Below are 19873 nucleotides of genomic sequence, written 5' to 3' on the forward strand. Positions count from 1 at the left end.
AAACCTGAAAACAGGCGGGTAGACACATGATCGACTTTACGGTTGTCGACCTTTCGCGACTGCAGTTCGCGGCGACGGCAATGTACCACTTCCTCTTTGTTCCGCTGACCTTGGGGCTGTCGTTTCTGATGGCCATCATGGAAAGCGTCTATGTGATGACCGGGCGCGAAATCTGGCGGCGCATGACGCTCTTCTGGGGCACGCTGTTCGGCATCAACTTTGCGCTGGGCGTCGCAACCGGCATCGTCATGGAGTTCCAGTTCGGCATGAACTGGAGCTATTACAGCCACTATGTCGGCGATATCTTCGGGGCGCCCCTGGCGATCGAGGGCCTGATGGCCTTCTTCCTGGAAGCCACGTTTATCGGCATCTTCTTCTTTGGCTGGGATAGGCTTTCCAAAGTCGGCCACCTGGCCGTGACCTGGCTGGTGGCGCTCGGCGCCAACTTCTCGGCATTGTGGATCCTGATTGCCAACGGCTGGATGCAAAACCCAGTCGGCTCGACCTTCAATCCCGATACCATGCGCATGGAAATAACCGATTTCGCCGCTGTCATCTTCAATCCGGTGGCGCAGGCAAAGTTCGTCCACACGGTCAGCGCCGGCTATGTCACCGGCTCCATGTTCGTCATGGCAATCAGCGCCTGGTTCCTGCTGCGGGGACGCCATCTGGATCTAGCCAAGCGGTCGATGGCGGTCGCTGCGAGCTTCGGCCTTGCCTCGGCTCTTTCCGTCGTCGTCCTTGGTGACGAGAGCGGCTATGTCGCGACCGAGCACCAGCAGATGAAGATCGCTGCGATGGAAAGCATGTGGGAAACAGAACCGGCCCCTGCCGGCCTCAATGTCTTTGCCATCCCGGGCGTCCGCGAGAACAGATATGAGGTGAAAATCCCTTACGTTCTCGGCCTCATCACGACGCGGTCACTCTCCACCGAAGTGCCCGGCATTCTGCCCTTGGTCGAGCGTGCGGAAGTCCGCATCCGCAACGGCATGACCGCCTATGCGGCGCTGGACCAGATCCGCGCCGACCGCAACAATGCCGCTGCCCGCCAGACCTTTGCCGATACGTGGCGTGACCTCGGTTATGCACTCCTGTTGAAGCGTTACGTCGATGACGTGCCGGCCGCGACCGACGAGCAGATCGAAAAGGCCGCCTGGGATACGGTGCCGGACGTGCCGACGCTGTTCTGGAGCTTCCGGTTCATGGTTGCGATCGGCATTTACCTGATCGTCTTCTTCGCGGTGGCTTTCTATCTGGCCTCCCGCCACAGGCTTGGTGAAAACCGCGTGCTTCTGTGGATCGCCCTGTTCAGTCTGCCGCTGCCATGGGTTGCCATCGAATTCGGCTGGCTCGTTGCCGAATACGGGCGTCAGCCTTGGGTGGTCGAGGGAGTGCTGCCGACCTTTTATGCCGCGTCGGGCCTAACCCTCGTGGATCTGGCGATCAGCCTCGGCTTCTTCCTCACGGTCTACACGACGCTTGCCGTCATCATGGTTCTGCTGATGCTCAAAATCATCAAGGCCGGTCCGAGCGAAAGAAACGTGCTGATCGACGGCATTCGCGGATCGGCAGTGGTTCCCGAACGCGCCGCCGCTGCGCCGCAACGCTGACCCTCTCATTCGAAAGCAAGGTCCATGTCCCATTTACCTCTCGATTATGAAACATTGCGGATCATCTGGTGGTTGCTGCTCGGCGTCCTCCTGATCGGCTTTGCCATCGCCGACGGCTACGATCTCGGCGTTGGCGCCCTCCTGCCATTTGCGGCCAAGACGGACGAGGAGCGGCGCATCCTGCTCAACCTGATTGGGCCGACCTGGGAAGGGAACCAGGTCTGGCTCGTTCTGGGCGGCGGCGCCATCTTTGCCGCTTGGCCGGCGCTATACGCGGCTTCTTTCTCCGGCTTCTACCTTGCCATGATCGCCATCCTGCTGGCCCTCATCCTCCGGCCGGTCGGTTTCAAGTTCCGCGGCAAGGTCAAGGATCCGCGCTGGAGAAGCACCTGGGACTGGGCGCTGTTCATCGGCGGTTTCGTGCCGGCGCTGATCTTCGGTGTAGCGGTCGGTAACGTGCTGCTCGGTGTGCCCTTTGGCCTCGACGGTACGATGAGGGCCCACTACGACGGCAATTTCTTCGGGCTTCTTCGTCCCTTTGCCCTGGTCGCGGGCCTCACCAGCCTGTCGATGCTGGTCATGCACGGGGCCGTCGTCATCGCCATGCGCTGCGCCGGACCGGTCGCCGAACGTGCAACGCGCTTTGGCCGGATGGCGGCCGCGGCCACCGTTGCTCTCTTCGCGCTCGCCGGCTTGTGGGTCGCCTTCGGTATGGACGGCTATGTCGTCACCAGTGTTCAGGAAGCTGCCGGTCCATCCAATCCGCTGGCGAAAACCGTCGTCACGCAGGCTGGAGCATGGCTGAACAACTACCATGCATATCCCTGGATGATCACCGCGCCGGTTCTCGGTTTCGTCGGGTCGCTCGTCGCCCTGGCAGGACTCGGCAGCCGCCGGTTCAAGATCGCACTCGCTGGATCGAGCCTTGCCATCTTCGGCATCATCTCGACCGCCGGCCTGTCGCTGTTTCCCTTTCTTCTGCCATCGTCGATCGATCCGGCCGTGAGCCTCACGGTCTGGGACGCGTCATCCAGCCACCTGACCCTGTTCATCATGCTGCTGGCGACGGTCGTCTTCCTGCCGCTCATCCTGGCCTACACGGCCTGGGTCTACCACGTCATGCGCGGTCCGGTGAACGCAGCCTCGATCGGTCGCAACCCGAACGCTTACTGAAGGAGATCATTTATGTGGTATTTTTCCTGGATCCTCGGCGTCGGTCTTGCCTGCGTCTTTGCCATCCTCAACGCCATGTGGTTCGAGATGAAGGAAGACCGGCGCCTCTCGGCGCTTCCGGACCCCTCAAACAAGCCAAAACGCAGCTCCGTCGGAGATCCGGCCGCATGAAACCGGATATGGTCGAGCGTCTCGCGGAAATGCCGGTTCCACGATACACATCCTACCCCACCGCCGCGGATTTCAGCGAGGCGGTGGGGCCCAAGGAACAGGCCGCCTGGCTCGGCCAACTTGATCCGGCCGAACCGGTCTCTGTCTATCTGCACGTTCCCTATTGCCGGCAGCTTTGCCACTATTGCGGTTGCCATGCCAAGGCGGTTCGGAAGGCCGAGCCGGTCGAGGACTACCGGACCACGCTGGAGGCAGAGATCGCGCTGGTTGCCGCTCACCTGCCAGCCCGGCTGAAGATCGGCCGCATCGCCTGGGGCGGCGGCACGCCCTCCATTCTGGGCGAGGCAGGCTTGAGCTCCGTTCTCGGTATGCTCAAGAAGCATTTCGACCTGGAAGACGACTACGAGCATTCGATCGAACTCGACCCGCGGATGCTCGGGCGCGATCTTTGCCAAGCGCTCGGCCTGCTCGGGATCAACCGCGCCAGCCTCGGCGTCCAGGATCTCGACACCGTTGTGCAACAGGCGATCGGGCGGGAGCAGCCGGAAGAAAAGGTGGCCGCCGCCGTACGCGACCTGCGCGACGCCGGCATTTCACGCATCAATTTCGATTTGATCTATGGTCTGCCGAACCAAACCCAGGAAAGCTTGCTGACGACCTGCCGTTCCGTCGTGGACCTTAATCCGGATCGCATCGCCTTTTATGGATACGCCCATCTTCCATCACGAAGGGCCAACCAGCGCCTGATCGATAGTGCATCGCTTCCTGGACCCATCGAGCGTTTGCAGCAGGCAAGCGCGATCGCGTCTTTCTTCATCCGCGCGGGCTATCAGGCGATCGGCATCGATCATTTTGCCAAGCCTTCCGATCGATTGGCGGCTGCCGCAAGAGAAGGTCGGCTCTACCGCAATTTCCAAGGCTACACGGACGACGATCGCCCGACCCTGCTAGGGTTCGGGTGCTCTTCCATCTCGCGGCTCCCCGGTGGCTACACGCAGTCCGAATCCGGTATCGAGGCTTACAAACGCCATATCGCGGAGGGGTCTCTACCCACGCGACGCGGCCACGCCTTTGTCGAGGACGATCATGAACGCGCGACAATCATCGAACGCCTGATGTGCGATTTCTCCGTCGATCTGGGACAGAATGCCGCCGGTTATGCCGACGAACTGGCCTTGCTGCGACCGTTCGCTCTGAGCGGTCTGTTGACGGTGCGGGCGAACCGCATCTCGATGACGGCAAAGGGGAGACCCTATGTTCGCACTGTTTCGGCGATCTTTGACCGGTTCAGAAGCCAGGGGCAAAATCTGTTCAGCCCGAGCGTATGAACGTCACCACTGAACGTCATCACTGACATAATGAATTTGAGAATTCCGCTTGAGGAGCGGAAAGCGCGCCCTCACGAAAGGCAGACGGGATGAACATAAGAGAACTTGATTATCAGGAGTGCATGGCATTTCTTTCAAAAACCCGGATGGGGAGATTGTCCTGCGTCTTCGAAGGCCGCCCGTACACGGTTCCGATTTCTTTCATCATTGAGGACGACTGGTTCTACAGCTTCTCGCTCGAGGGCAAGAAGATCTCGTGGATGCGCGAGAATAACTCCGTCTGCATTCTGGCAGACGAAATCTCCAGTCCGCAACAATGGCGGACCGTTATCGCGAATGGGCAGTTCAAGGAATTCGATCAGACTGCCGAATGGGCGAAGTATGCGCGTGCATGGTCTCTTCTGCAGTCCAGCAACGCAACCTATTGGTTGCCTGGAGGACTGAAAACAGCAGCGGCCGGGGTGCAAAACAAACCCGTCTACTATGGAATTCGGATCGAAAGCGACTCGGGGAGAGAGGCCTATCTCCCGACCGAAACCGGACGTGTGTCCGGCATGCATCCGCATTGATGCGCACGGTGTCGCCCGGTTCACGCGCCAGCCGGGCGACACCAAAGCCGTACGGCTTCGGCTGCCGCCAGACTTATACGCGCGCTACTCTGCGGGGTGCTGCTTGCGCGTGTGGAACCGCGCTTTCAGCCAGACCAACAGATCATCCAGGAATGTGAACACGACCGGGATGACCAGCAAGCTCAGGAAGGTTGAGGTGATGAGGCCGCCGATCACCACGATGCCCATCGGCTGGCGGAAGCTTGAATCGCCGGATACGAGGCTGAGGGCGGCGGGCAGCATGCCGCCCGCCATGGCGATCGTCGTCATCACGATCGGCCGCGCCCGCTTGTGGCAGGCATCCACCAGCGCGTCATAGCGTGACATACCGGCGCGCCGCGCCTCGATCGCGTATTCGACGAGCAGGATCGAGTTTTTCGACACGATGCCCATCAGAAGCAGCAGGCCGATGACCGCAGGCATCGAGAAGCTTGTTCCCGTCAGCACCAGTGGCAAGAGCGCGCCGCCGAGAGCCAGCGGCAAGGCCATCAGGATCGTGACCGGCTGCAGGAAGTCATGGAAAAGCAGGACCAGCACCGCGTAGACGCAGAAGATGCCGATCGCCATCGCCAATCCGAAACTGCTGAACAGCTCGCTCTGGCGCTTCAACTCTCCCTGCTCGACGAATTTCACGCCCTGCGGCAGGTTCTTGTAGCCGGGAAGCTGCGCTGCCTCGTTCGTCACTTCCGAAAGGCTCCGGCCGTTGAGCTCGATCGTGAGCGAGACGTTGCGCGACCGGTCGAGCCGGTCGATCTGGCTGGGGCTGGAGCCTAGCGATATGTCGGCGATGGCGCCGAGCGCGACATTGCCGTCCTTGCCCTCGACCGGGATGAGCGACAGCGCATCCAGCGATTGCCGGCTCGCCGTGTCGAGCATGACCCGGATGGGGACCTGGCGTTCCGGCAGGTTGAGCTTCGACAGGGCCGCATCATAGGCGCCGGCCGTTGCGACCCGAATGGCGTCGGCGATCGCCTTCGAGGTCACACCCAGAGATGCGGCTTCCGCGAGATTAGGGCGGATGGTGATCTCCGGCGATTGGGTCGCGGCCGACGAGGTCACGTTGCCGATGCCGGGCAGCGTGCGCAGGTCGGACTCGAGGCTGGCGGCCGCTTTTTCCAGAAGGTCGGAATCGTCGCCGGCCAGCGTCAGCGTCAGCTGCGTACCATTGCCGCCGGATCCGATCTCAAGACGGACGCCGGGCAAGGTTTCCAGCGCCTTGCGCAAATCCGCTTCGATCTGAGATTGCTTGACGTCACGGTCGTCGATCGACGTGAGGTTGACGACGAGCGTCGCACTGTTGGTGCTGGCATTCGAGGTGCTGTTCATCCCGCCTGTGGAGGCCGTGCCCGTTGCCTGGAAAACCGAGGTGACGTGGTCGACGCCGGCAATGACCGCGGACGCCTTTCGCGCCGCTTCGTCGGTCGATTCAATGGTCGAGCTTGGAGGCGTCGTGATCGTGACCTGGGTCTGGCTGCTATCGGAAGCCGGAAAGAACCCGGTCGACAGATGGCTGAGCAGCAGGATCGTGAAGGCCAGAAAGCCGACCGTGCCGAGGACCGGTATCCAGCGCCGACGAAGCGCGCCTTTGACGGCCCAGAGGTAGGACCGCATCAGGCGACCGTCGCCTTCGTGTATCTTGCCGCTCGGCTTCATGATGTAGGCCGCCATCATCGGCGTCACCAGACGCGCGACGAGAAGCGAGGCGAGGACGGCGACGGAGGCCGTGATGCCGAACTGCTTGAAGATGATGCCGGGAATACCGCCCATAAAGGCTGTCGGCAGGAACACGGCGACCAGGGTGAAGGTGGTGGCGATCACGGCGAGGCCGATCTCATCGGCCGCTTCCATGGCTGCATCCATGGGGCTTTTCCCCATGTTGAGATGTCGTTCGATATTCTCGATCTCGACGATCGCATCGTCGACCAGGATCCCGACCACAAGAGACAGCGCCAGAAGCGTGATCGTGTTCAGTGTATAGTCGAGGAGATACATCACGAGGAACGTCGGGATGATCGACAAGGGCAAGGCAACAGCGGCCAAAAGCGTCGCCCGCCAGTCACGCAGAAAGAGCCAGACCACGAAGATCGCGATCAACGCGCCCTCATAGACCATATGCATTGACGATTCGTAGTTCTGCTCGATCGGGACGATCGTGTTGTAGGCCTCTTCGATCGTCACTTGCGGATTTTCCGCCGCGAACGACTTCATCTGTTCGCGGATACTGTCGGTGACTGCGACGTCCGAGTATCCCTTGGACCGCTTGATCTGAGCGGCAATCACCGGTTTGCCGTTGATATAGGCAAGCGAGCTGAGATCGCTGTGGGAATCCGTCACCGTGCCGAGTTCGTCCAACCGAACCCAGTTTCCGGCCGGCAATGGTATCGGCAGTGCGCGGAGCTGTTCAACGCTGCCGACGGCCGCCAGCGTTCGGACAGACTGGCTTTCGCCGCCGATCCGCCCCTTGCCGCCCGACAGGTCAGACTGCACTGAATCGAGCTGCCCGTTGACGTCGTTTGCAGACAGACCGAGGCCATCGAGCAGATTGGCGTTGAGTTCGACGCGGACCTCCCGGTCGACACCACCCAGGCGCCCAACTTCGCCGACGCCTTCGACAGCGATCAGGGCACGCGACATGTTGTTGTCGATGAACCAGGAGAGTTCCGCCGCATCCAGCGTGTCTGACCGCACCACATAGGTAATCAGCGGCGATGCATTCAGCGACTGTTTGGAAACCGTCGGTGCGTTCATTTCTTCCGGCAAGTCGTCCTGCGCCTGATCGACGGCGCTCTTTACCTCGTCGAGTGCCTCTTGCGTGTTCTTTCCAACTTCGAAGGCGACGGAAATACTGACGGAACCATCGGTGACCGTCGTGGTCACGGAATCGAGCCGTGTCAGTCCCGTCAGTTCGTCTTCGATCTTGCGGGCGACCTCGGTCTCAAGCTGTGAGGCTGCGGCCCCGTCGAGCGACGCACTGATCTCGATCGTCGGAAGATCCATGTCGGGAAAGTTCTGGATGTCGAGACGGTTGAACGCCCACAGGCCGCAGGCCGTCAGCAGGACGAACAGCAGGATTGGCGGAACGGGATTGCGGATGGACCAGGAGGAAAAATTCACTTCGTCGCCTCCGTCTCGGCTGCGGCGACCGTATCGACCACCCGCACCACGGAACCGTCCGCAAGAAACGCGCCGCCGGAGACGACGACTTCCTCGGTCGTGTCGATCCCCGATACGATCTCGACCCGGTCGCCTTGCCGCCGGCCGGTCTCGACACGCTTGCGGGTTACCGTCGGCTGATCTGTCGCGTTGAGGACGAATGCGTAGGAAAAGCCGTCCCTCAGGGTGACTGCCGTTGCCGGAACTGTCAGCGCATCGGTGGCGCTGAATTCGAAATTGCCGCTGACGAGAATGCCGGTCTTCGGTTGTGGCATTCCGACTGCGGGCTGCAGGGCGACATAGACAGTGACCCGACCGCTGGCGGTCGAGCTCGTGGGCGAGACAAGCCGCACCTCGCCACGGACATCGCCGAGCGGCGTCGGAATGACCGCTTTGGTGCCTTCCTTGACATCGGCCAGCCGCTTGACCGGCAGCTCCGCCTGCCACTCGATGCGGTTCTGGCGGATCAGCTTGAACAGTTCGTCGCCGGCGGTCACCACCTTGCCAAGCGACGCGGACCGTTCAGAGATTACGCCATCGTCGTTCGCGTAGACGTTCGTGCGGTCAAGGGTCAGCTGCGCGGATGCCAGCGCGGCCTTCGACGACGCAAGGGCTGCTTTCGACTTGCGCTCCGTGATCAGATACTCCGTCGTCTGCTGGGCGGAGATCGCACCGGAGCCGGTCAGCCCGCGGGCACGGTCGGCATTCGCGACCGCCTGATCGAGATCGGCCTTTGCCTGCTCGACGCTTGCCTGCTGTTGCTCGAGCTCGGCCTGCGCGGTTTCGGCGTCGAATTGCACCAGCAACTCACCTTTTTTTACCGTCGCTCCCACATCCGCATTGATGCCGATGATCCGCAATCCACTGACTTCGGCCGAGATCACCGCTTCATGCCAGGCCGCAAGCCGCCCGCTTGCCGGAATGAGCACCGGCCACTGGGAAACCTCCGGTTTCGTCACGCTGACCGTGAGGGCGGCCGCGCCGGCGGTCGTCTGCGTCGCGTCCTGTGCCCGGCCTGCCGGGGTGAAAGCAAGACAGACGACGCAGGCAAGCGCCATCGTCGTGAGCGGGTGTGATGTTTTAAGCATTAGTTGAGTTCCCGTGCAGAAGAGGCAGCGGCGGTCGGAATGGACCAGCCTCCGCCAAGCGCTTTGTAGAGGGCGATCCAGTATTGGACGGCGTCACGCCTGATTTCGATGAGAGTGATGGCCGCCGATTGCGCCGATCGGCGAGCTTCTTCGCGGTCGAGAATGCTGACGCCCCCGGACGCCCAGTTCTGGTCGACCGCGCGGAAATAGCGCTGATAGTTGTCGGCAGCGCTTTTTGCGTCGGCAATCCGCCGCAGCGCCGTGTCGACCCGCAACAGCGCCGTCTCGACTTCGGCAACGGCGCCAAGCACGCCAGACTTATAGTTCGCGACAGCGAGATCGTAATCCGCAACCGCACTGCGCACCGCTGCCCTACGTGAACCGCCATCGAGTAGCGGCACCGAGAGCGCCGGCCCGAACGACCATGGAACGGAACGGCCGGTGACTGTGGACTGGCTGATCGAGATTGATCCGCTGAGGCTGAGGCTAGGGTAAAGATCGGCCTTCGCCGCCCCGACGTCCGAAATCGTTGCGGCGACTTCAGCCTCCAGCGCATTGACGTCGGGCCTCTGTCGCAGGACGTCGGCAGGCACGGCAGTGATCCGCACCGCAGATGGCTGCGGAATACGCCGTTTGCCCTGATTGAGTAGCCGGCGGACCGCCGGTTCGTCTCCGCCCGTCAATTGTGTGATCGATTTGATCAGGATCTCGCACTCGCCGCGCTGGGCCGTCAGGCTTGATGAGGAGGCCGCAGCGCTTGCCCGTGCCAGCGCCAGGTCGCCGGTGGAGGTAAACCCTGATTGCGCCGACCGTTCCGTGGCGCGGATGGTGGCCGTCTGCGATGCAAGCTCGTCGCGGTAGAGGCGCTCCAGTTCGCGGCAGGCGCGGTACTGGACATAGTCGTCGCCCACTTCGGCGGCAATTGAAACGCGGGCATCGTGCCAGGACCAGACTTCGCCAGCGGCCCGCGATGCAGCGGCGCGCACCTGCTTCTTGGTCTTGCCGAACAGATCGACTTCCCAGGCGGAATCAAGCCCGCCGCTTTTTGTCGTCCCGGCGGTCAGCCTGTTATTGTCGTTACCCTTATTGCCCTCACGGCTCGCCGATGCAGAGCCGTCGAGCGATGGGAAAAGCCCTGACGCGGTGCTGTCGAGCGTGGCGCGCGCCTTGTCTATATTCGCCACCGCTTGCTCGATAGTCGGGTTTTCGCGGTCCGCCATGTACAACAAGGCATCCAGCGAGGGATCCTTGAAGCTTGCCCACCAGGTCACGAGATCGGCTGATCGACCGCCATGCGGAAGCGTCGCATGCCAGAAGGCGGCAACAGCCGGCGTCGCCGACTTGAGAGTGCCGATGCTTGTGCAGCCGCTAAGCAGGGCCGCGACGGCCAGGACTGGTAGAACTGAAGAAAGAGTGCTGCGCATCGATTGGACACCGCCTTAACTGAAGGCCGCAGTATAGGGATCGCCATGTTAATGTCGGTCAAGAGCAGGTTAAGTTAGGTAAAACTGCTGTCTTCGCAGCCTCAAGGTCGTAAAGCTGAAGTTATCGAAGGAGCAAGAGCAGGGCATGACCAAGCTACTATTGATCGATGACGATGCCGAGCTGACCAACCTGCTGGGCGAGTATCTGACAGAGGAAGGCTTCGCGGTCGAAACGACCGCGGATGGTCGCGTCGGCGTGGCCGAGGCCATGTCCTCCTCGACCGATCTGATCGTGCTCGACATCATGATGCCGCGGATGAACGGCATCGAAGTTCTGCGCAAGATCCGGCAGGTGAGCGACGTGCCGGTGCTGATGCTGACGGCAAGGGGAGACGATATCGACCGCATCGCCGGCCTCAATCTCGGAGCCGATGATTACGTCTCCAAGCCCTGTTCTCCGGGGGAACTGGCCGCGCGCATTCGCGCCATCCTGCGCCGCTCGGGCCGAACCGAGCGGGACGGCACCGTCAACGAGATCAGGACGGGCGAACTGGTGCTTTATCCGTCGAACCGCAGGGCGATGTGGCGGGCGGCACCCCTGGAACTGACCGGAACCGAGTTCAGCCTGCTGGAAGTGCTTGCCCGCTCCTCCGGCCAGCTTGTCTCCAAGCAGGAGATATCGTTGCGGGCGTTTGCCAAGCCGCTCACCGCGTTCGATCGCCGGATCGACGTCCACATCAGCAGCATCCGGCAGAAACTCGGCGCCCGCCCGGATGGGCAGCCCTGGATCCAGGCCGTGCGCGGCCGCGGCTACCAGTTGCTGGAAGGCTGACCATGCATCGCCTGTTCTGGAAATTCTTCACCGTCGTCTGGTTGGCCATGGCCGGCTCGATTGCGATCCTGTTTGCGATCAGCACGCTGTTCCAATCACCGTTCGAGGAGGAGGTTGCTGGCCGGGAACTTAGCCTGACGCTGGAGACCGCAGCCCAGGTGCTCCAGTCGGATGGCCTGGAGGCGACGGCCAGGCTGGTGGCGGCGGTTCGGCGGACCGGTCGCGACATCCCGGTTACCGTCACGACCGACGGGCCGGCGATCGATTGTGCCGAACAAAATGAGGAGGCGCTCGTTCGGACCGCCGTGCGCGACGGAGAGTGTTATCGCCTGGAAATTGCCGGCGCAGCGCCGAGCATGATGGCTAAAACCTGGCCTCGGGCTGTTCCGTGGCTGGCAGCCCTTCTTGCGGCAGCAGCTGCGGCCTATTGGCTCGCCCGCTATTTCATTACCCCGGTCGAGCAGCTGCGCTATGGGCTGCGCTCGCTTGCCAGGGGAGAACTGGACGTGCGGATCGCCCACAAGATCGGCGCCAAACGCGACGAGATCGCGTCGCTGGCGCACGATCTGGATATCACCGCTGCCCGGTTGCAGGAGCTCCAGATGGCTCAGCAGCAGCTGTTCCACGATATTTCGCACGAACTGCGCTCTCCTTTATCGCGTCTGCAAGCTGCTATCGGCGTTTTGCAACAGAACCCCGTACGGCTGGCGGTGATGATCGAGCGGATGAGCCGCGAGGTCGAGCGGCTCGACGAACTGGTCGGCGAAATCCTCACTCTCGCCCGGCTGTCGGATCGCGATACACCGAGGTTCGAGCGGCAGACGCTCGACCTTGTCGATCTCCTGCGTGAGATTGTGGACGATGCCGGCTTCGAGGGACAGGCACGCGGGGTAACCGTCCAGTATGAGGGCGTCGACACATTCGTGGCTTCCGTCAACGGCGAGCTGATCTACCGCGCGCTGGAAAATGTGATCCGCAACGCCATTACCCACACGGGACCAAGCACCGCTGTCCGTGTGACGTCCAAGGTCTTGGACCGGAAGCTGATCGTGACCGTCGAGGACGACGGCGAGGGTGTGCCGGAGACGGAACTGGAGGCGATCTTCAAGCCGTTTTCGCAAAGTTCAACCGTCACCACCCGTTCCGGCTTCGGCCTTGGGCTTGCCATTACCCGGCGTGCGGCGGAATGGCACGGCGGGGGCGCAAAGGCAGAAAACAGACCGGCCGGTGGTCTGTCCGTCCAAATCACAATTCCGACCTGTGCTGCCCCACGAAAGCTTGTGGCAGCAAATTAATCGCCCATCGCGGTTCGGCCTTGGCAAATCGGTGCCGCCGACTACTTCACCCGGGAGTCGACAACGACAAGGAGACACACAGGATGACCGCCATTCGCCGCATCGTCTTGGCAAGCCGACCGACCGGTCAGCCCGAGGCTGAGAATTTCCGCATCGAGAATTTCGAACTCCCGGAAGCAGCAGAAGGAGAGGTCACCTTGCGATGCCTCTATCTTTCGCTCGACCCTTACATGCGCGGTCGCATGAGCGACGCAAAGTCTTATGCAGCGCCCGTTCCCATTGATGGCGTTATGGAAGGCGAAACGATCTGCGAAGTGGTGAGGTCTCGCCACACAGCCTTTTCGCCCGGCGATATCGTTCGTGCTCGGACCGGATGGACGACCAATGCGGTTGTCCACGGAGATACCCTGACTCGTGTCGAAACGCACGGCGCAACGCTGACGACGGCACTCGGCGTGCTGGGAATGCCCGGCTCGACCGCCTGGAGCGGAATGAAGTTCATCGGGAAGCCGAAGCAAGGCGAGACCGTCGTTGTCGCCGCTGCCTCCGGGCCTGTCGGTTCGCTGGTCGGCCAGCTTGCGAAACTTGCCGGGGCGAGGGCAGTCGGGATTGCCGGTGGACCGGACAAATGTGCGTATGTGAAAGATGGCCTCGGCTTTGACGCCGTTGTCGATCACCGCTCGCAAGATTTTGTGTCCGATCTTGCTGCTGCATGTCCTGACGGCGTCGATGTCTATTTCGAAAATGTCGGCGGGCACGTTTGGGACGCCGTCCTGCCGCTGCTGAACCAGTTTGCCCGTGTCCCCGTCTGCGGGCTTGTCGCGCACTACAATGGCGCCGGATCTGCGGAAACGGACAGGCTTCCGATCACCATGTCGGCGGTTCTGAGGCGCAGCCTTCTCATCCGCGGCTTCATCCAGACTGAATTCATCAGCCACTTTGGAGACTTCCTCGATGAGGTCGGCCCGCGCGTCGCGTCCGGCGACATAAAGTATCGGGAAGATATCGTTGACGGCCTCGAACGTGCGCCCGAGGCTTTCATTGGTATGCTCACCGGCGGCAATTTCGGAAAGCTGATCGTGAAAATCGCTGACTGACTGGCTCAAGCAGCCTAATCCGGCCATGAATTCGCCGTGTGTAACAAAGACCAGACCCCGGAACGTGGCAACACCGTCCGGGGCCTGCAAATCCTGGCCTGCCTCGGATCTCTCCGCTTGAATGATGCACTCGCGTTCGGGTCGACTGGCCAGGTGGTGCAGGCGAATTTGGCGTGGATTTCAGCCAGTTGAGTTCGGCAACATTTCGTGGCATCAACCGGCACCATTCACCTTTCGAAAGTCGCTGGTTACGATGCAGTATTCCGTATTGACGCGGCGATGGATCTCGGCTGCGATTATCGCGATCGTGTCCGCTCAGCTCGTTGCCTGTGCCAACAGGCCTTCGGCCTCTGTTCTCGATCCGGTCGCGGTCAACCCGGCATCCAGCCGTCAGCTTACCGTCCTTACTGCGACGAACCGGTCGCGGGACGGCGACGGATACTCGTCCCGCCGTAACGCAGATCCGGCCTTCGAAACGTTCACGGTCGCAATACCGCCCTCGCACCGCCCGCCGAAGATCGAATGGCCTGTCGGTAAACCCGACGCGTCGACGGACATGGTTGTTTCCGAAAGACGCTCTCTCGACCAAAAACAGTTTCTGGCGTTGGCGGACGCGCCCAACAAGGATGGGGCGGTGGGCATCTTTGTCCACGGGTATAACTATACGTTCCAGGAGGGTCTGTACCGGCTCGCGCAGGTCGCCGCCGATTCCAAGACGGATGGAAAACCCGTCCTTTTCTCCTGGCCGTCGCAGGGATCCCTTGCCGGATATCTCGCGGATCGTGACGCGGCCCTGGCTTCGCGTGACACCCTGGTCTGGCTCGTCAAATCGATGGCAGCCAAACGCGATGTGAAACGGGTCATCCTGTTCGGGCACAGCATCGGCGGGTTCCTGATCATGGAAACGCTTCGCCAGCTGAAGCTGGAAGGCCGCGGCGACGTCCTCGACAAGTTGGTCGTCGTGCTCGCGGCTCCAGACATTGACGACGATCTGTTCAGGTCGCAGCTGGAGGTCGTTGGGCGGATGCGTACCCCCATCACGCTGTTTGTTTCCAAGGACGACAAGGCGCTCAAGATCTCCAGTTTCATCAGCGGCGAGAAACCGCGCGCGGGATCGCTCAATGTTGATAGCCCTTCGGTGCGCGACGCAGCCTTGCGCTATGGTCTGCGGATCATCGACATCTCGTCGGTCAAGGCAGCAGATGGGGTCGGGCACGACCGGTACGCCAATCTCGCACAACTGGGTCCGCAGCTTGCGCAGGCGGGTGGCGGGGCGGTTTCGGTGCCGGAGGCGGGCGCCTTCGTCTTCGACGTCGCGGCATCGGTCATTTCAAGTCCGTTCAGATTGGCAGGCGCGGTCGTCGGCGGGCGCTGAGCTTGCGGTTTCTGGCGAAAGACCAGGGAAGAATGCTTGATCCTTCTCTCTCATTCTTGTGTCCGTGCGTGGTCGCACTTGTCGATTGTCACCCTATGTTGCGTGTGTTGAACCGAGAGACACCGATTTGCGCCGAGCATTCCACTTCCTCGCCCTGACGGGCGTTTTCATCGTCATTCTACTCGTCTCGGCGTGGTCATCGCTGGCACTGTGGTACCGTCTGCCATTGCCGCTCCCGGCAAGAGCGGTGTTCGCTGCGCTGTTTGCCGCTCTCGGTGTCTGGACCATCGTCTCTGTGATCCGCCACCGATGGCGGGCTCCGACGGGCGTGTTCTCGGTGGCCTTCGCGATCGTGCTTTCGTGGTGGTTCACGCTCGCGCCCCCAGCGGTAGGAGACTGGTCGCCGGACGTTGCGCGACAGGTCACCGGAACGATTTCGGGCGACACGTTGACCCTGAACGGTGTGCGAGACTTCACCTGGAGAAGCGATACCGACTATACCGAAAACTGGAAGACCAAGACGTATGATCTAAAGACGCTGACGTCGGTTGATCTCTTCATGTCCTACTGGTCGGGACCGCTGATGGGCCACATGCTGGTCAGCTTCGGCTTCTCGAATGGCGAGCACGTCGCCTGGTCCGTCGAGGTCCGCCGCAAGCGCGGAGGCGCGTTTTCGCCGATCGCGGATCTCTTCAAGAGCAATCCGCTTGTGATCGTCGCGGCAGAGGAGCGGGATATTATCGGGGTTCGTACGATCGTGCGCGGCGAGGACGTCCAGCTCTACCGGGTGAACGTCTTGCCGCAGACAGCACGCAACCTCCTGGTCGCCTATGTCGAGGATGCAAACAAGCTGTCCCGCCAGCCGCAGTGGTACAACTCGCTGATGACGAACTGCACGACTGCGGTTGTGGCCATCGTCAGAACGCTTGGAGGCACGGTCCCTCTCGACTGGCGGCTGTATGTGAACGGCTATCTACCCGAATACGCCTACGATCAGGGCATCCTCGACACTGGGTCCCCGATGGCGGTGCTCAGGAAGCAGTCCCATATTGCCGAGAAAGCCAAGGCGGCGGGCATGTCCGAGGACTTTTCAGAGGCGATCAGGCGAGATCGGGTAACCGAACCGCCTGCAACGAACTAGGCGCAGCTACCGGGAGCCTGTCACCTTACGACGTATAGGCGTTAAGCGTCTGCCAGACATCATAGGCCGAGATCACCGTCTCCATCTGCGCCGTATGGCCCGTGACGAAATCGTCGCCGTAGATAGTCTCGTCAGGATATTCGGTGATCAGCGTCAGCGGTACGGTATGGCGATCGTCAATCGACGACAGGCACGGGAAGCCGTTGATGATGCGGAAGCCCGTCTCGCCGGCATGGGTTTCGTAGAGTGCGATCTGGCGATTGTTGTAGTCGAGAATGCCTGGAATTGCGCCGAGATGCCGGGTGACGTGGTCGAGGATGGCTTCCGCCTGCTGCGTCCAGCCGGCGTGGTGGCGCATGATCAGGAAGAAACCCTTCGGCAGCGTCCACATGCCAAAACCGCGCGGCACGTAGCCGGATAGCGGCCGCGTCCATTCATGCGACGGATAGCCGTGCAGGTTGATATGCAGCTGTGCGCCGCTCAATTCCTGCGCTGTGAAACGGATGGCTTTCTCGTTGAGATGCTGGCCGGAATTTTCCGCCGTCCGGTATTCAAGATCGTCGCCGAGCGCGGTGTAGCGGGCGGCGTGGTGCATGTGGCGCGGGTTATCGACACGCAGGCGCTGGTGCAGCGCGTAGCCATCCGGGTTCTCGATCGGCGAGATGGTGAAATGGGCGCCGGCACGCTGCTTGAGCGCACGGGCAGCGCGGATCGCGCCGACAATTCCGGTCGTCTCGTTCGGATGCTGGCCGCCGCTGATCATGACCGCCGTGTCGCTGCCACGCACATAGTGCGCCGAGAGAACGCGGCCGGAGCGCGACCGGGCATCGAATTCCTCTCCGCCGATGTCCGACAGCAGTCTCGACATCTGCGCAACGGCCGGTGGTTCGCTGGCCGTATCGATTTCCTGTTCGGGGCCATCCCTAAAACCTGTGCTCAGCGGCCGGGTTTCGACACGCACGCTGATCTCACCATTGCTGCGCACGATTTCCGGCACGATCTGGCCGGGCTTCAGACCACGGTCGCCGAGCGGGCGTCCGGACTTCTTCTGGAAGAATTCCAGCAGCGAGAAATAGAAGTCCTCGTGCAGCGCCTCGCGGAGGCTGACGACCTCGTCGCCAACCGCCAGCGGCATGTCTTCCGCCGGATGGGAAACGGCGATGTTGAGTTCTTCGAAATAGGGTTCTTCGTTGCCCCAGTCGTGGTTTGCGATCGCGTCGATTGCGAGGCTGAACAGGCGCTCGTAATCCGTCTCCAAGCGCTCGCCGGTCGCGCCATCGCGGCTGATCCAGCCGATCGGGGAGAGATTGGTTTCCCCGACCGCATCTGTATGCACGCGGTTCGGTGCTTGAACCTTCAGCGTTTCCGTCTGGCCGTTGCGAGTGAGCGTGACGTCATAGACCAGTTCGTCATCTTCCCGCGCGATGAACGCGATATCAGCGTCTCCGACAAGTGCCGCAAGCGGATAGGCCTCGAGCCGGAAACGGTTGGCCGGGGCGTCCGCATGAACCGGATAACGCACCTCGATCGCTGTGACGCCTTCACGGTCGATCTCTTCCAGAAACGCAAACAGAAGCGGCTTGTAGGCGCTGTGGATCCGCGCCGTGACGCCTTTGTCCTTCAACGCCTGTTCGGTGGCACGACGGCTTTTCGCATCGTCGAATGTCCAGGCTTCGATCGATTGACCGGGCGCTGCGCGCTCCACCAGAGTGTCGAGCGTACGCTCCAGTTTGGTTTCAAAGATCGAAGTCATGACGCTTAACCCTTGTTGAATGCCGTGCTGGTTATCGGGACGTGCGGCCGGTCGGATCGAGGCTGTCGCGCAGCCAGTCTCCGAGGAGGTTGAGCCCGAGCACCGTGAGCAGGATCGCAAGGCCCGGGAAGACGCTGACCCACCATGCGGTCTGCAGATAGGTTCGGCCATCGGCCAGCATGCCGCCCCAGCTTGGAATGGTGGGATCGACGCCGAGGCCGAGGAAGGTCAGGCTGCTTTCGAGCAGAATGTTGTTGGCGACATTGAGCGTCATCAGAACGATCACCGGTCCGATCAGGTTCGGCAGCAGGTGCTGGATGATGATGCGCCAGTCCTTCACCCCGATCGCGCGGGCCGACAGGACGAACTCACGCTCCCTCAGCGTCAGCACCGAGCCGCGCACCAGACGGGCATACTGCACCCATTGCGACACAATCAGAAGGATGATCGTGTTGGTCAGGCTTCCGCCGACGATGGCGATGAAGGTGATAGCGAGCAGAATGAACGGCATCGCGAGCTGCAGGTCGGCAAAACGCATCACCAGCATGTCCCAGAAACCGCGGTAATAGCCGGCGATCAGGCCTACCAGCACGCCGAAGACGACGGCGCCGATGACGGAGGTGAAGCCGACCAGGAGCGAGATCTTTCCGCCGGCAACGACACGCGCCAGCACGTCGCGGCCCAGCGGATCGGTTCCGAACGGGTGAGCGGCGGTCGCAAAGGGTTTGGCGAGCCGCGCCATCAGGTCGATCTTGTCAGCACCGCCCGGAAACAGCAGGTCGGAAAACAGCACTGCGAGGCAGATGACGACGGTGAGGGACATGCCGAGAACGAATTCAAGGCTCGCGAAGCGCCAGCGGCTAGAGGTTTTGGTTGCCATTGCCGGTTACTCCGTGCGGATGCGGGGATCGACGAGGCCATAGGCGATGTCGACCAGAAGGTTGATGCCGACGATCATCAGCGACAGAACGGTGATGACGGCCTGAAGCACGGGAAAGTCGCGGGCGCCGACGGCGTCGAAGGCAAGCGTGCCCAGTCCCGGCCAGTTGAAGACACGCTCGATGACGACGATGCCGCCGAGCAGGCCACCGAACTGCAGGCCGAAATAGGTGATCAGCGGAATGGCGCAGTTGCGCAGCGCGTGCTTGTAGAGAACCTTGCTCTCGCTCAAGCCTTTGGCGCGCGCGACCATGATGTATTGCGACTGCAGCGTTTCCAGCATCGACGTGCGGACAAGACGCACATTCGTCGCAGTCAGGATCACGCCCATGGTGACGGCCGGCATGACATAGCTCGAAAAGCCCGACATGCCGCTTGGCGGCAGCCAGCCGAGAGTGATGGAGAACAAGAGGACCAGCATGGTGGCGAGCCAGAAATTCGGAAACGACAGGCCGATCAGCGAGAAAATGCGGATGGCCTGGTCGGCAGCCTTGCCGCGCGAGGTGGCAGCCTTGATGCCGAGCGGGATCGAAAGCGCGATCGACACGAACATCGAGATAAAGGCGAGCAGCAGGGTCGCCGGCAGGGCATTGCCGATCAGCATCGAGACCGACGTGCCGCCGGAAAAGCTGCGGCCGAAATCGAGCGTGACCAGCCCCTTCATGAACGTCCAGTATTGGACGAGGAACGGCTGGTCGGTTCCGAGCGCTGCGCGAATGCGCGCCAGATCGTCTTCCGTCATGCTACCGCCGCCCTGGAACATCGTGACGGCCGGATCACCGGTGAGGCGAATGGCGAACGAGACGATGAGCGTGATGGCGATGACGACGAAAATCGCCTGTAGCAATCGCTTGATGAGGAAACCGGCCACTGTGTTGTCCTTAAG

16 protein-coding genes are annotated in these 19873 nt (G+C 61.6%); 10 read left to right on the forward strand and 6 right to left on the reverse strand.

Going from position 1 to position 19873, the window contains the following annotated elements; genetic code table 11:
* Positions 1-29: 29 nt before the first annotated feature.
* From G6K99_RS19910 to G6K99_RS19930, 5 genes are all read left to right on the forward strand, one after another.
* The gene (locus G6K99_RS19910; protein ID WP_371816262.1) at positions 30-1610 is read left to right on the forward strand and encodes a cytochrome ubiquinol oxidase subunit I; all 1581 of its coding nucleotides are present in this window, start codon (positions 30-32) and stop codon (positions 1608-1610) included.
* A gap of 24 nt (positions 1611-1634) precedes the next feature.
* The gene (gene cydB / locus G6K99_RS19915; protein WP_174197623.1) at positions 1635-2783 is read left to right on the forward strand and encodes a cytochrome d ubiquinol oxidase subunit II; all 1149 of its coding nucleotides are present in this window, start codon (positions 1635-1637) and stop codon (positions 2781-2783) included.
* A gap of 12 nt (positions 2784-2795) precedes the next feature.
* Positions 2796-2954 (forward strand): cytochrome bd-I oxidase subunit CydX, encoded by a 159-nt coding sequence (gene cydX, locus G6K99_RS19920; protein ID WP_062459376.1) that lies wholly within the window; start codon positions 2796-2798, stop codon positions 2952-2954.
* Positions 2951-4282: an oxygen-independent coproporphyrinogen III oxidase gene (gene hemN / locus G6K99_RS19925; protein WP_062459379.1), complete on the forward strand. Its 1332-nt coding sequence runs from the start codon at positions 2951-2953 to the stop codon at positions 4280-4282. The genes cydX and hemN overlap by 4 nt, the downstream gene beginning before the upstream one ends.
* Before the next feature lie 89 nt (positions 4283-4371).
* Positions 4372-4851: a pyridoxamine 5'-phosphate oxidase family protein gene (locus tag G6K99_RS19930; protein WP_174197625.1), complete on the forward strand. Its 480-nt coding sequence runs from the start codon at positions 4372-4374 to the stop codon at positions 4849-4851.
* 84 nt (positions 4852-4935) lie between these two features.
* Here the strand turns inward: G6K99_RS19930 and G6K99_RS19935 are convergent, their stop codons facing one another.
* The 3 genes from G6K99_RS19935 to G6K99_RS19945 are packed head-to-tail and all read right to left on the reverse strand — an operon-like array spanning position 4936 to position 10555.
* Positions 4936-8004 carry an efflux RND transporter permease subunit gene (locus G6K99_RS19935; RefSeq protein WP_174197626.1) on the reverse strand — a complete coding sequence of 1023 codons (3069 nt, stop codon included), beginning with the start codon at positions 8002-8004 and terminating at the stop codon, positions 4936-4938.
* Positions 8001-9131 (reverse strand): efflux RND transporter periplasmic adaptor subunit, encoded by a 1131-nt coding sequence (locus G6K99_RS19940; RefSeq protein WP_174197628.1) that lies wholly within the window; start codon positions 9129-9131, stop codon positions 8001-8003. The genes G6K99_RS19935 and G6K99_RS19940 overlap by 4 nt, the downstream gene beginning before the upstream one ends.
* On the reverse strand, positions 9131-10555 hold the full coding sequence (locus G6K99_RS19945; RefSeq protein WP_174197630.1) for an efflux transporter outer membrane subunit: 1425 nt from the start codon (positions 10553-10555) through the stop codon (positions 9131-9133). The genes G6K99_RS19940 and G6K99_RS19945 overlap by 1 nt, the downstream gene beginning before the upstream one ends.
* 145 nt (positions 10556-10700) lie before the next feature.
* On the opposite strand from G6K99_RS19945, the gene G6K99_RS19950 reads away from it, so the two are divergent.
* The 5 genes from G6K99_RS19950 to G6K99_RS19970 all read left to right on the forward strand — a co-directional run bounded on the left by G6K99_RS19950 (position 10701) and on the right by G6K99_RS19970 (position 16295).
* On the forward strand, positions 10701-11387 hold the full coding sequence (locus G6K99_RS19950; RefSeq protein ID WP_062459393.1) for a response regulator transcription factor: 687 nt from the start codon (positions 10701-10703) through the stop codon (positions 11385-11387).
* A 2-nt stretch (positions 11388-11389) separates the two neighbouring features.
* Entirely contained in the window at positions 11390-12682 is a 1293-nt protein-coding gene (locus G6K99_RS19955; RefSeq protein WP_062578202.1) for an ATP-binding protein, read from the forward strand.
* Positions 12683-12765: 83 nt separating this feature from the next.
* The gene (locus G6K99_RS19960; protein ID WP_174197632.1) at positions 12766-13779 is read left to right on the forward strand and encodes an NADP-dependent oxidoreductase; all 1014 of its coding nucleotides are present in this window, start codon (positions 12766-12768) and stop codon (positions 13777-13779) included.
* 253 nt (positions 13780-14032) lie between these two features.
* Positions 14033-15154: an alpha/beta hydrolase gene (locus tag G6K99_RS19965; RefSeq protein WP_174197634.1), complete on the forward strand. Its 1122-nt coding sequence runs from the start codon at positions 14033-14035 to the stop codon at positions 15152-15154.
* Positions 15155-15281: 127 nt separating this feature from the next.
* Positions 15282-16295, forward strand: a complete 1014-nt coding sequence (locus G6K99_RS19970) for a DUF4105 domain-containing protein (RefSeq protein ID WP_180215571.1) — start codon at positions 15282-15284, stop codon at positions 16293-16295.
* Between the two features lie 25 nt (positions 16296-16320).
* Here the strand turns inward: G6K99_RS19970 and G6K99_RS19975 are convergent, their stop codons facing one another.
* The 3 genes from G6K99_RS19975 to G6K99_RS19985 are packed head-to-tail and all read right to left on the reverse strand — an operon-like array spanning position 16321 to position 19858.
* Positions 16321-18048 carry a M14 family metallopeptidase gene (locus G6K99_RS19975; protein WP_174197636.1) on the reverse strand — a complete coding sequence of 576 codons (1728 nt, stop codon included), beginning with the start codon at positions 18046-18048 and terminating at the stop codon, positions 16321-16323.
* 31 nt (positions 18049-18079) lie between these two features.
* On the reverse strand, positions 18080-18928 hold the full coding sequence (locus G6K99_RS19980; RefSeq protein ID WP_062459423.1) for an ABC transporter permease: 849 nt from the start codon (positions 18926-18928) through the stop codon (positions 18080-18082).
* Between the two features lie 6 nt (positions 18929-18934).
* The gene (locus G6K99_RS19985; protein ID WP_092663235.1) at positions 18935-19858 is read right to left on the reverse strand and encodes an ABC transporter permease; all 924 of its coding nucleotides are present in this window, start codon (positions 19856-19858) and stop codon (positions 18935-18937) included.
* Positions 19859-19873 lie beyond the last annotated feature (15 nt).

This window comes from Neorhizobium sp. AL 9.2.2 (assembly GCF_013317225.1).
Classification (GTDB): domain Bacteria; phylum Pseudomonadota; class Alphaproteobacteria; order Rhizobiales; family Rhizobiaceae; genus Neorhizobium; species Neorhizobium soli.